General features: G+C 70.1%; 9 protein-coding genes. 5 read left to right on the top strand and 4 right to left on the bottom strand.

The window, feature by feature from the left end:
- Nucleotides 1-4 precede the first annotated feature (4 nt).
- From kynB to kynA, 3 genes are read left to right on the top strand one after another with little or no spacing between them, the layout of a single operon-like run.
- On the top strand, nucleotides 5-637 hold the full coding sequence (kynB, locus tag AB0F44_RS05990) for an arylformamidase (RefSeq protein ID WP_350664188.1): 633 nt from the start codon (nucleotides 5-7) through the stop codon (nucleotides 635-637).
- Nucleotides 634-1,905, top strand: coding sequence for a kynureninase (gene kynU / locus AB0F44_RS05985; RefSeq protein ID WP_357353604.1), 1,272 nt, complete (start codon nucleotides 634-636; stop codon nucleotides 1,903-1,905). Before kynB ends, kynU begins: the two co-directional genes overlap by 4 nt.
- Entirely contained in the window at nucleotides 1,902-2,702 is an 801-nt protein-coding gene (gene kynA, locus AB0F44_RS05980; RefSeq protein ID WP_357353602.1) for a tryptophan 2,3-dioxygenase, read from the top strand. The genes kynU and kynA overlap by 4 nt, the downstream gene beginning before the upstream one ends.
- 1 nt (nucleotide 2,703) lies before the next feature.
- Here kynA and AB0F44_RS05975 read toward each other — a convergent pair whose 3' ends face one another.
- From AB0F44_RS05975 to AB0F44_RS05965, 3 genes are all read right to left on the bottom strand, one after another.
- Nucleotides 2,704-3,624 (bottom strand): methylenetetrahydrofolate reductase, encoded by a 921-nt coding sequence (locus AB0F44_RS05975; RefSeq protein WP_350716160.1) that lies wholly within the window; start codon nucleotides 3,622-3,624, stop codon nucleotides 2,704-2,706.
- A gap of 71 nt (nucleotides 3,625-3,695) precedes the next feature.
- Nucleotides 3,696-4,604, bottom strand: coding sequence for a CoA ester lyase (locus tag AB0F44_RS05970; RefSeq protein ID WP_357353599.1), 909 nt, complete (start codon nucleotides 4,602-4,604; stop codon nucleotides 3,696-3,698).
- A gap of 113 nt (nucleotides 4,605-4,717) precedes the next feature.
- A complete protein-coding gene (locus AB0F44_RS05965) occupies nucleotides 4,718-5,308 on the bottom strand; it encodes a helix-turn-helix domain-containing protein (RefSeq protein ID WP_357353597.1) in 591 nt (196 codons plus the stop codon).
- Between the two features lie 67 nt (nucleotides 5,309-5,375).
- Here AB0F44_RS05965 and AB0F44_RS05960 point away from each other — a divergent pair, with 67 nt between their 5' ends.
- Nucleotides 5,376-6,677, top strand: a complete 1,302-nt coding sequence (locus tag AB0F44_RS05960) for an MFS transporter (protein WP_357353595.1) — start codon at nucleotides 5,376-5,378, stop codon at nucleotides 6,675-6,677.
- A 58-nt stretch (nucleotides 6,678-6,735) separates the two neighbouring features.
- On the top strand, nucleotides 6,736-8,811 hold the full coding sequence (locus AB0F44_RS05955) for a carboxypeptidase-like regulatory domain-containing protein (protein ID WP_357353593.1): 2,076 nt from the start codon (nucleotides 6,736-6,738) through the stop codon (nucleotides 8,809-8,811).
- On the opposite strand, the gene AB0F44_RS05950 is transcribed toward AB0F44_RS05955, so the two are convergent.
- Nucleotides 8,771-12,721, bottom strand: a complete 3,951-nt coding sequence (locus tag AB0F44_RS05950; protein ID WP_357353591.1) for an NAD-glutamate dehydrogenase — start codon at nucleotides 12,719-12,721, stop codon at nucleotides 8,771-8,773. The genes AB0F44_RS05955 and AB0F44_RS05950 overlap by 41 nt on opposite strands.
- Nucleotides 12,722-12,823: the final 102 nt, after the last annotated feature.

The raw sequence follows: 12,823 nt of genomic DNA, 5'->3' as shown, positions 1-12,823 counted from the left end.
CGCCATGGCGCAGCTCTGGGACATCTCTCCACCGGTCCACGCATCCTCGCCGGTCTTCCCCGGCGACCATGCCACCGAGGTCGGCTGGACGTTCCGGATCGGCCCCGGCTGCCCGGTCAACGTCGCCGAGCTGACCCTGTCGGCCCACGTCGGCGCGCACGCGGACGCTCCGCTGCACTTCACCGACGGCGGCACGCCCGCCGGCGAGATGCCGCTGGAGCCGTTCCTCGGTCCGTGCCGCGTGGTCGACGTGTCGGGGGTACGTCCGCTGGTCACCGTCGACGACATCGACGTCACCGACCTGCCGCCGCGCGTGCTGTTCCGGACGTACGCCACCCAGCCGGCGACCTGGGACGAGGACTTCTGCGCCCTCGACCCCGCATTGATCGACCTCCTGGCCGCCCACGGGGTGCGGCTGGTCGGGACCGACGCGGCCAGCCTGGACCCGTCCTCCTCGAAGGATCTCCCTGCCCACTTCGCGACGCACCGTCATGACGTACGCATCCTGGAGAACCTGCTGCTCGACGAGGTGCCCGCGGGCGACTACGAGCTGATCGCGCTCCCTCTCAAGCTCACCACCGCCGACGCCGCGCCCGTGCGGGCCGTGCTCAGGCCGATCAAGGAGATCAACGAATGAACCGCGACGATGCGGTCGCTCTCGACCAGGCCGACCCGCTGGCCCCGCTGCGGGACCTCTTCGACCTGCCCGAGAAGACGATCTACCTCGACGGCAACTCGCTGGGGGCGCTCCCCCGCGCCACCGCCGGCCGGGTGGCCGAGGTGGTCACCCAGGAGTGGGGGCAGGGACTGATCGAGTCCTGGAACACCGCCTCCTGGATCACCCTCCCCCAGCGCGTCGGCGACAAGGTCGCCCGGCTCGTCGGCGCAGGTCAGGGCGAGGTCGTGGTCGCCGACTCGACCTCGCTCAACGTCTACAAGGTCCTCGCCTCGGCGCTCTCGATCGCCTCGGCCGACTCACCTGATCGCCGGGTCGTGGTCAGCGAGCGCAGCAACTTCCCGACCGACCTCTACATCGCCTCCTCGCTGTGCCGCGAGCGTGGCTACGAGCTGGTGCTGGTCGACTCGCCCGACGAGATCGAGGGGCTGCTCGACCGGACCGCGGTGCTGATGCTGACCGAGGTCAACTACCGCACCGGCTACCTGCACTCGATGGCCTCGGTGACCGCGCTCGCGCACGAGCACGGCGTCCTCGCCGTCTGGGACCTGTGCCACTCGGCCGGGGCGGTGCCGGTCGACCTTCGAGGCGCTGACGCCGACTTCGCGATCGGCTGCGGCTACAAGTTCCTCAACGGCGGCCCCGGCTCGCCGGCGTTCCTGTGGGTCAACCCGCGCCACGTCGACCGGTTCGAGCAGCCGCTGTCGGGCTGGATGGGTCACGCGGCGCCGTTCGAGATGTCGCCGGGCTACCGGCCGGCGGAGGGCGTCTCGCGCTACCTGTCCGGCACCCCCGCCGTCATCGGCATCTCCGCCCTGGAGTGCGGTGTCGACACGCTGCTGGCGGCCGAGACGTACGGCGGTCTCGAGGCGCTCCGGGAGAAGTCGCTCGCGCTGACCCGGCTCTTCGCCCACCTCGTCGCGTCCCGGGTTCCCGGGTTCACGATCGAGTCCCCGCTGGACGACTCGCAGCGGGGCAGCCAGCTGTCCCTGAGCGTCGCCGGCGACGGGGCGTACGCGATCGTGCAGGCGCTCATCGAGCGTGGCGTGATCGGCGACTTCCGCGCAGGGCCCAGAAATTCAACCCAGCCAGACATCCTGCGCTTCGGCGTCACCCCGCTCTACACCCGCTACGTCGACGTGTGGGACGCCGTCGACCACTTGGTCTCGGTGATGGACAACGACGAATGGCGCGACGAGCGCTTCTGGACCCGAGGAGCAGTCACATGAGCAGCACGCAGGACCTTCCGATGGACTACTCCGACTACCTCCACCTGCCGGAGGTGCTCGGCGCGCAGAACCCACTCTCGGGCGACCACAACGAGATGCTCTTCATCGTGCAGCACCAGGCGATGGAGCTGTGGATGAAGCTCGCGCTGCACGAGCTGACCGAGGCGCAGCGACTCCTCGCCGAGGATGCGGTGCGTCCGGCGTTCAAGGGGCTGGCCCGGGTCTCCCGGATCATGGAGCAGCTCGTGCACGCCTGGGACGTCCTCTCGACGCTGACCCCGACCGAGTACGACAAGTTCCGCCCCTACCTGGCCACCGGCTCCGGCTTCCAGTCGTGGCAGTACCGCTGCATCGAGTTCGCGCTCGGCAACAAGGCCGCCTACACGCTTCGCGTGCACGAGGGCCGGCCGCACGAGCAGGATGTGCTGGCGGCGTACGGACGTCCGTCTCTCTACGACGAGTCGCTGCGGCTGCTGGCCCGGCGCGGCTTCGACATCCCGCCCGACCACCTCGACCGGGACTGGAAGCAGGAGTACGCCGCCTCCGACGCCGTCGAGGCCGCCTGGCGCGAGGTCTACCAGGACCCGGAGAAGCACTGGGACCTCTACGAGCTCGGCGAGGAGCTCACCGACCTCGAGACCGCCTTCCGGGTCTGGCGGTTCCGGCACGTGACCACCGTCGAACGGATCATCGGCTTCAAGGTCGGCACCGGCGGGACCAGCGGGGTCTCCTACCTGCGCAAGCAGCTCGACATCATCCTGTTCCCCGAGCTGTGGGCGATGCGCACGGGGCTGTGAGTCAGCGGGCGAGCTTGCCGCGGAGCCGCTCGGCGAGACGTACGGAGGCCTCGATCTCGACCTTGCGGATCGAGACGGACTCGATGTTGATGCCGAACGGCACGCCGAGCTGACGGCAGAAGGACATCAGCTCGATCGCCGTCGCCTCGGCCTGCTCGAGCGAGGCGTCGAGGGTGTCGGTGGCGTGGCGCAGCTCGTTCTCGATCCAGCGCGGTACGTCGACGCCGAGCCAGCGGAGGAACTCGAGGGTCTTCATCGAGCCGCAGACGGAGAAGGTGAACACGATCGGCACCGGCTGGAGGCCACGGGTCTCGCACTCGTAGCGGTAGTCGGAGACGAGGTTCTTGGCGGCGTTGACGTCGTAGACGACCTGGGTGACGAAGTAGGAGCAGCCCGCCTCCTGCTTGGCGATCAGCCGAAGGTGCTCGTCGCCCTTGGCCGTGTGTCGCTCGGGGATCGCGACGGCGCCGAGGAGCAGGTCGGGGTTGGCCTCGTTCCGGATCTGCTGGGCGCGGCGCAGGCTGGTGGCGACCCGCTTCTCACCCGAGGAGGCGCCGACGAAGACCGACAGCGCCTTGGCCGGGTCCTGGGTCTTGACCCAGTCGCGCAGCGTCGGCTCGTCGTACTTCCCGGTGGCCCGGTAGACGACGGCCGGCACATCGAGACCGGCGAGGTTGCGCTCGAGGAACTCGGCGGGGTCGAGGGTGCGTACGAATGGGAACGGCCGCTCCTCGGGGTTGCGGTCGGACTCGTCGTCGATGTCGTAGAGGATCAGCCCGTCGACATCGAGGGGCCGGATCCGCTCGAGCGTGACCTCCGCGATCTGCTGCACCCTCTCGGGCGCCGTCGTCACCCTCGGCGGGGTGACGGCGAACAGAAGAATCTCACCGGCCCGGTCATTGATGCGCTGCTGCAGATCCACGACGTCAACGCTAGCCGAGCCGTGCCGACCCGGCGCGTCTGTCCCACCCCAGAGCGCCGAGTCGGCGTCGATCAGTAGACGCTCGGCCCCGAGGCAGGGGCGTCGTAGGCCGCAGTGTCCGGCTTGATCTTGAACAGCTCGGCGCGGCGCTTGATCGTCTCGGCGCGAGCCAGACGCGGCTTGTCGCTGCCGTCGCGGATCACGCGGCCGCCCTCCTCGAACTTCTGGAGGAACTCGTGGGCCCAGGTCACGTCGGACGGGGACGGGCTGAACGACTCGTTGATCACCGACGGCTGCTCGATGTCGAGGCAGAGCTTGCCGGTCATACCCATCGCCACGCCGTCGGCCGACTGCTCACGCAGCAGCGGGTGGCTGCTGCCCACCGTCGGGCCGTCGATCGGGCCGGGCAGGTCGCCGATCCGCGAGGCCAGGACGAGCTTGGTCCGCGGGTAGGCCATCGCGAGCGGGTCGTTCTCCGCGCCCGTGTCGCGGCGGTAGTCGCCGGAGCCGAAGGCGAGCCGGTAGGCGCCGCGGGCGCGCGCGATCGTCGCGGCGTCCTCGATCCCCAACGCCGACTCGAGCAGCGGGATCACCGGGGTCTTGCCACCCAGCCGCTGGAACGTGTCGGTCACCTGGTCCGGCGACTCGGTCTTCGCGAGCATCACACCGGCGAGCGTCTCGATCCCGGCCAGCGCCGCGATGTCCTCGCTCCAGTCCTCGGTGGTCCAGTCGTTGATGCGTACCCAGGCACGGCCGCCACCCTTGAGCCAGCTGGTCACGTTCTCGCGCGCCTGCGACTTGAGCGAGGTGTCGATCGCGTCCTCCATGTCGAGGATGATCTGGTCGGCTCGGCTCAGCTGGGCGTCATCGAAAATCTCCGTACGCATCGCGGAGACCAGGAGCCAGGACCGGGCGTTGTGGCCCTCGACTCGGTTGGCTTCGCGGACCTCGCGCTTCTCGGCGATCTGGCTCGTGCTCATCGTTCGTCTATCTCCCTACTGGCGTCCTGGGGTGGGCGCGACTTCGGACGCTAAACCAACTTCTCGGTGACTCGCGAGTAGGAGGAGGCCTGAGGCGGCCGTTGAGACATGACTCACGTCGCTGCCTCCGGATCGACCTCACCGGCAAGGTCCGGCATCGGCTGGACGATCTGGTAGACCGAGTAGAGGTCCCGCTCCTCGCCGGATGGCTGGCGGCCGGTCTCGCGGTAGCGCGCGACGACCTGGGTCAGCTCCTGCTGCAGCTGGACGGCCTCGTCGCTGGTCAGCCGCAGGGACGACTCCGACACGTACCGCTTGGCGGGGTCGTCCTCGGTCTCCGGAGGGACCTTGAAGGCCTCGTCGACCAGATGGTGGCCCCAGGCGACAGAGCTGCGCTGGAACACCGTGTACGCCGCCTCACCTCCCGGCTGCTGGACCATGTCTCTGGGGCTGATGGTGATGTCGTCGTCGGTGAGCCGCCAGACACGGTCGCGTTTGTCCCGGCCGGCGTCGGGGTCGACCTCCACCAGGCCGTACTTCGCCAGCTGCCGGAGGTGGAAGCTGGCCTGGTTGGCCGGGATGCCGGTGCGCTGCGCGACATCCGCGGCGCGGAGTGATCCCGCTGCCGACAGCTCGTGCAGCACCCGGTTGCGAGTCGGGTGGGCGATCGCCCGCAGGATCCGCGGGTCGTCGTACGTAGCCATGGCCGCAGTCTACAGAATTCCGCAAGACATATTGCGCAACATAACTTGCGCACCCTATGGTGCGGGTATGCCCTCCTACCGCGAGCTCGCCCGCAACCACGACTTCACCGCCCTGTGGATCGGTGCCACCGTCGCCGAGCTCGGGACCCGGGTGAGCCTCTTCGCGATGCCCCTGGTCGCCTACGCGATGACCGGATCCGCCTTCTGGGCAGCCGCCGCCGAGGCGATCCACCTCATCGGGATGGTGGGGATGCTGCTGCCCGCCGGGGTGATCGCCGACCGCCGCCACCGGCTGCGGATCATGCGGTTCGCCCACGGCTCGGGCACCGTCCTGTACGCCTCGCTGGCCATCGCCGGGATCCTCGGCTCGCTCACCCTCCCTCACCTGCTCCTCGTCGCCCTCCTCACCGGAGCGCTCAACGGGCTCTTCCTCCCCGCCGAGAACTCGGCGATCAGATCGGTCGTCGCGGCAGACGACCTCCCGACCGCCCTCTCCCAGCAGCAGGCGCGCCAGCACATCGCCGGCCTGCTCGGCGGGCCGCTCGGCGGCGTGCTGCTCGGCTTCACCCGCTGGGCGCCGTTCGCCGGAAACGCCATCGCGTACGCCGCCGGCTGGCTGCTCCTCGGGCGCGTTCGGGCAGACCTCTCGGCACCGCCGGTCCTCGCTCGCGCGCCTCGCGAGAAGGCATCGGCCGACCTGGTCGCAGGGCTGCGCTACAGCTGGCGGCAGCCGTTCCTGCGTACGCTGCTCTTCTTCGGGCCCGCCGCCAACCTCGCCGTCAACGCGCTCTTCTTCATGGCCCTGCTGCGGCTGATCGAAGCCGGGTTCCCGGCCTGGCAGATCGGGTTGGCAGAGGCCGCGATCGGAGCATGCGGGATCCTCGGCGCGCTGGTGGCTCCCTGGCTCATCGACAGGATCCCGACAGGCCGCCTCACCGCCCTGGTCGCGTGGAGCTTCGTGCCGCTCTCCATCCCTCTCGCGTTCTGGACACACCCCGCCGTGATGGCCCTGGCCGTCTCCGTCGGGCTCTTCCTCAACCCCGCAGGCAACGCCGGCGTCGCGGCGTACCGGATGGCGATCACCCCTCCGGAGCTGGTCGGGCGCGTCCAGTCGGCAGCCCAGTTCGTCTCGATGCTCTCGATCCCGCTCGCGCCCGCGCTGGCCGGGGCGCTGCTCGCCGTCACCGACGGCACCACCGCCGTCCTCGCGGTCACCGCGCTAGTCGCTCTCGCCGCTCTCATCCCCACGCTCGCCCGCTCGGTGCGGTCGATCCCGCGCCCTGCGGACTGGCAGCGGCTGGGCTCGAACGACGACAACCTCGGCCACACACGCGCTTCAGAGCGTAAAAATCCGGTTTCGCAGGGCTAACCTTCTCAAAGTCCCCCAAGGCAACGTTTTGCTCCTCGGAAGCAAAGGATCCCCTCCCATGTTCAACCGGGCCTGTCTGGCGTTGGCACTTCTGGCCGGAGTGTTCGTCACGGTGCTGTCTCCGGGACCGGCTCATGCCGTGACCGACTTGTGGGCCGAGTGGGCGCCCATCTCGGGGACGTCCAACGACTACTCCACGACGATGACCCAGCGGTCGACGGGCTTCCCCGTGGCCCAGATGGCCAGCGACTCCCGGGCCAACGTCGCCCTTCCCAGCGGCGCGAGCACGTTCCTCGACGCCAGCACGCCTCCGGGAGCGAAGTACGGCTCGAGCCGCGGGTCGGCCTACATCAACCTGCGCCCGAAGGCCGACACCCCGACCGGCGCCTCGACCACGACGTACGCCTTCGAGAACCCCACGCCCGACACCGGCTGGGCGTTCGTGCTCGGTGACGTCGACTCCGACCAGGTCCAGGTCCAGGCGACCGACGAGAACGGCGAGGCCGTCCCGGCCGCGGAGATCTCCTCGTGGTTCCAGGGTTCGTTCAACTACGCCGGCGGCGCCGACCAGCCGACCTGGAACCCGGCCACCTCGACGTTGACCGGCAACCCGACCGCCACTGACACCAACGGCGCCAGCGGCTGGTACGAGCCCGACATCCGGCTCACCAGCCTGACCTTCGTCTTCACCCGTCGGGCGGGGTTCCCGGTCTACCAGACCTGGTTCGTGAGCAGGGCGCGGCCGATCGGCGGCATGGTCTCCGACGTGTCCACCTCCGGGTCCTGCCCGGTCGAGAGCTCGGTGCTCACCCTCGTCTCGCCCTACGGGGAGACGCTGGCCACCACCAGCCCCGCCGCCGACGGCACCTACTCCTTCGGCGAGTTCGCCACCCAGGACGGCTACACCGTCCGGCTGACTCAGCCCGACGGGTGTGCGACGGTCGGGCAGACCGAGGCGACCGTGAGCAACCGCGGCGAGGACGGCGACCCCGCCTCGCGGGCCGACTTCGAGGTGCGGCAGGTGATCCCGCAGGCCATCAGCGGGACCGTACGCGACGACGCCGGTGCTCCGGTCCCGGGCGCGACCGTGACGCTCAACCGGCCCGACGGGACCACCGCGACCACGACCACCGGCACCGACGGCAGCTATCTCTTCGACGACAACGCGGTCGGCACGGGCTACTCGGTGACCCTGACGGTGCCCGACGGCTACACCGCGGGCCCCGACGGGACGACCCGCTCCGACATCACCATCGACGACACCCCGGTCACCGACCAGGACTTCGTGGTCAACCAGCTGGCCAGCGTCTCGGGCACCGTGACCGGCGGCGGCAGCGGGCTCGGCGGCGTGCAGGTGCGCCTGGTCCCCGCCGGCGGCGGCGACCCGATCACCACCGTCACCGACGGCGACGGCAACTACTCGCTGGACGGGGTGCCGCCCGGCGACTACACCGCCGAGATCGACGCGCCCGAGGGCTACACGGGCGCCACCACGCGGCCGGTCACCGTGGCGACGACCGACGTGACCGGGGTCGACTTCGACCTCACCCGCCCCGGCACGATCGCCGGGCGGGTCACCGACGCCTCCACCGGAGACCCGGTCGCCGGGGTCACCATCACCGTCGACGGGCCCGACGGGCCGGTGACCGCCACCACCGACGACGCGGGCGCCTACCTCGTCGAGGACCTTCCGCCCGGCGACTACACCATCACCGTCACCGCACCCGATGGGATGCGCGTCGTGGGTGAGGCCTCGCGTACGGTCACGATCACCTCGGCCGGCGAGATCCGGGGCGGACAGGACTTCAGGGTCGACGAGGTCCCCTCGCCGAGCCCGACACCGGACCCGACTCCTACGCCGGACCCCACCCCGACACCGGACCCGACGCCGACCCCGGACCCGACTCCGGATCCGACACCGACACCGGACCCGACCGACATGCCGATCCCGGGCGGAAATGAGAATCCGCCGACGGCCCCGAACCCGGGACCGCCGACGGAAACCTCACCTCAGAGCTCGCTGCCCGATACCGGCGGCCCGTCGTGGGTGTTCGCCGCGCTCGGCATCTCGCTCCTGCTCGCCGGCACAGTGCTCACCGTGACGGCGCGTCGAGCCTCCCGAACGCGAGGTTGACCTCCTCGTTGACCGCCGAGGTCGCCCAGATCTCCCACCGCAGCGGGTGATCCAGGATGGCCTCGGGGAACCGCTCGCGGATCGCGGTCGGGAAGTACGCCACCAGGCGCTTCGTCATCTCCGGGTCCGCGGCGGGGTCGGGTACGCCCTCGGCGACCAGCTCGCGCCGGCGCTCGATCTTGGTCCAGGCGAGCACGACAGCCAGCTCGGGGGCGGTCAGGCCCTCCCCCGCCTCCAGACGGCGCGCGACCTCGGCCGCGGAGGGTAGGCCCTCCACGTCGCGGTCGAGCAGGCCGGCCGTGACCCACTCCGCGATCTGGCGCTCGTGAGCCTCCAGGAGCTGCGGGGCCGAGGCCACCGCGCGGGTCAGGGTCACGTTGTGAGCCTCGTTGTCGGCCAGCACCAGCGCGGCGACCTCGTCGGTCATCTCCTCGAGGAGCTCGTCACGCGCGGCCAGCGTCAGCGAGCCCGCGCGTACCTCTCGCTCCAGCAGGATCTTGAGGTTGACCTCGTGGTCTGAGGTGTCGACACCGGCGGAGTTGTCGATCGCGTCGGTGTTGATCAGCCCACCCTTGCGGGCGAACTCGACGCGGCCGGCCTGGGTGATGCCCAGGTTTCCGCCCTCACCGACGACCCGTGCCCGCAGCTCGGCGGCGTCCACCCGGACGCCGTCGTTGGCGTGGTCACCGGCGTCGGCGTCGGTCTCGCTGGACGCCTTGACGTACGTCCCGATTCCGCCGTTCCACAGCAGGTCGACCGGCGCGCGCAGGATCGCGCTGATCAGCTCCTGCGGGGTGAGCCGCTTGACGTCGGTCGCCAGACCGAGCGCCTGTCGCACCTCGGGGCTGATCGGCACCCACTTCAGCTGCCGCGACCACACGCCGCCGCCTGCCGAGATCAGTGAGGTGTCGTAGGACTCCCAGGTGGACCGAGGCATCTCGAAGAGACGCTTCCGCTCCTGGAAACCCACCGCCGCGTCGGGCGTGGGGTCGATGAAGATGTGCCGGTGGTCGAAGGCGGCCACGAGCCGGATGCGATCCGAGCGCAGCATGCCGTTGCCGAAGACATCACCGGACATGTCCCCGACGCCGACCGCGGTGATCTCGTCGGTCTGCGGGTCGATGCCGAGCCGCTTGAAGTGGTGCTGCACCGAGACCCAGGCGCCACGCGAGGTGATGCCCATGGCCTTGTGGTCATAGCCCGCCGAGCCGCCGGAGGCGAACGCGTCGCCGAGCCAGAAGTCGTACTCCGCCGCGACCGAGTTGGCCAGGTCGGAGAACGTCGCAGTGCCCTTGTCGGCGGCGACGACCAGGTAGGAGTCGTCGCGGTCGTGGCGCACCACGTCGGCCGGCGGCACGATCTCGCCGTCCACCCGATTGTCGGTGACGTCGAGCAGGCCACGCAGGAACGTGACGTACGCATCCGGACCGGCCACGCCCTTGGGGACGAAGCCACCCTTCGCGCCACCCGGCACGATCACGGTGTTCTTGACCTGCTGCGCCTTCGCCAGCCCGAGCACCTCGGTGCGGAAGTCGTCGCGCCGGTCGCTCCACCGCAGCCCGCCACGGGCCACGGCGTCGAAGCGCAGGTGCACGCCCTCGACATCGGGCGAGTAGACGAAGATCTCGTACGCCGGCCGCGGCAGCGGCAGGTCGGGGAGCTGTTGCGGGTCGAACTTGAGCGCGAGGTAGTTCCGCCCGCGGTAGTAGTTCGTCCGCGTCGTCGCCAGGATCGTGGTGACGTAGCTGCGCAGGATCCGGTCCTGGTCCAGGCTCGCGACGTCATCGAGAGCCTCGATGATCGCCTCGGCCCGCTTCGTCTCGTCACGCGTGGTGAGCGAGGGGTCGAAACGGGTCTCGAACAGCTCCACGATCTGCCGGGCGATGCCCGGGTTGGTGCACAGCGCGCCCGCGATCGTCTGGAACGAGTTGGGCGTGCCGGCCTGACGCAGGTAGCGACCGTAGGCACGCAACAGCGTCACCTGACCGTGGTCGAGACCGGCCAGGACGAGCGCGTTCAGCCCGTCGACCTCGCTGCGGCCGGACCAGGCCTGGTGCAGCGCGGCGACCAGCTGGGTCGGCGTGCCGACCGGGGTGCCGGCGTAGGCGAGGCCGAAGTCGTAGATGAACCACTCCTCCGACCCGGACGTGCCGACGCCCTCGAGGTCGTAGGGCCGCTCGTCGGTGACCTCGAAGCCGAACGAGGACAGGATCGGGAGCATCAGGGACAGCGAGAGCGGGCCACCGGTGCGGTAGATCTTGATCCGGAAGCCGCCGGCGCTCTCCGGGTCCTTGTAGAAGGAGAAGTCGACCGCCTCACCCTGGTGCGAGAGCATCTCGAGCCGGGTCAGGTCGGCGGCGCCGGTGTCGGCGTCGAAGTCCTCCTTGTAGGCCTCCGGGAACGCGTCGAGCACGTGCGAGAGCCGGGCCGCGCCGTCCTCGCCCGCATGGGCGATGACTGCGCTGACCAGGTCGTCGCGCCAGCTCCGCGCGGCCTTGCGCAGCCGCGACTCGAGGCTGTCGACCAGCCCTGGGGTATCCAGGGCCTTGCCCAGCGACTCAGTGGTGCCGTGGACCACGAAGTGCACCCGGGCGGTGGTCGACTCGCTGATGCGTACGGTGAACTCCAGGTCCGTGCCGCCGAGGGCATCGAGGAGCACCTTCGAGAACCGCTCGCGGACCGTCGTGTTGTAACGGTCACGCGGGAGCGAGACGAGCACCGAGACGTAGCGGCCGTACGTGTCGGGGCGGACGGCCACCCGCAGGATGCGACGCTCGATCGCTCCCAGCGCGGCCTCGGCGAGGTCCATCAGCTCCTCGGTGGAGGCGTGGAAGAGCTCTTCGCGCGGGTAGGTCTCCATCGCGTCGAGCATCGCCTTGCCGGTGTGGCTGCGGGCGTCGTAGCCGGTGTGGTCGAGGACCGCGGCGACCTTGCCGCGTACGACCGGGATCCGGGTCACCGACTGGCGAGCCGCCTTCGTGGTGAACAGGCCGAGGAAGCGGTGCTCCCCCGTCACCTCACCGGCGCCGTTGAAGATCTTGATGCCGACGTGGTCGAGGTAGGCGGGCTCCCCGACGGTCGAGCGTGAGTTGGCCTTGGCCAGGACGAGCATGACCTTGTCGCGGGCGTGGGCAGCAACCTTGGGCGGCATCTTGCCGTGGTCGGGGGCCTGCGGCGGGTCGGCGCGCAGGATGCCCAGCCCGGTGCCGGAGCGACCGCGCAGGTAGTCGCCGTCGAGGCGGTACTCGCGGTAACCGGTCAGCAGGAAGTGGTCCTCGGCCAGCCAGGCCAGCAGCTCGGCGGCCTCGGAGGCCTCCTCGCGCGGCACGCTGTTGGGCGGGGTGTAGCGCAGGCCGGCCGCGATCTCTGCCAGCCGGCGGTGCAGCCTCGGCTCGTCCTCGACGACCTCGCGTACGTCCTCGAGGACTCCCTCTAGCCCCGAGACGATCTCCTTGGCGGCGTCGGGGGCGAGACGGTCGATCTCGATGTGCATCCAGGACTCGCTGATGTCGCCTTCGTTCACCCCCTCGAGCGCACCGGTCACGTCACGGGCGACGTCGATGACGGGGTGGACGACGAGATGTACGTCGAGGCCACGACGGTAGAGCTCGGTCTTGACCGAGTCCACGAGGTAGGGCATGTCGTCGACGACGATCTCGACGACGCTGCGGCCTCCGGCGGACCAACCGTCTGCGGCGGTGGTCGGGGTGAGGATGCGCACGGCGGCGGTGCCCTGCGGGCGGCTCGCTGCCAGCGCCAGATGGGATCCCACCGCGCCGGCGAGATCAGCCTCGCTGCGGCCGGTGAGCTCCTCGGGAGCCACGTGGCGGAAGTAGGTGGTGCTCGGCAGGCGGTTCTGCAGGACGTTCTGCTGAGCTTGGACAGGTTTGATATGCGTCTCCGTTGACACACCTGTCACGGTATCCCGGGAGGGCTCCGAGTAGGCGGCTGGATCCGAAGGAATCGCCGATGTGAGTCATAGGCTCACGACCTGCCGCAGGCCTGGGGGTAA

The sequence above is a fragment of the Nocardioides sp. NPDC023903 genome (assembly GCF_040639295.1).
In the GTDB taxonomy this organism is placed as follows: Bacteria; Actinomycetota; Actinomycetes; order Propionibacteriales; family Nocardioidaceae; genus Nocardioides.
The sequence above is the reverse complement of the archived record's forward strand: the minus strand, read 5'-3'. Positions and strand labels throughout refer to the sequence as shown.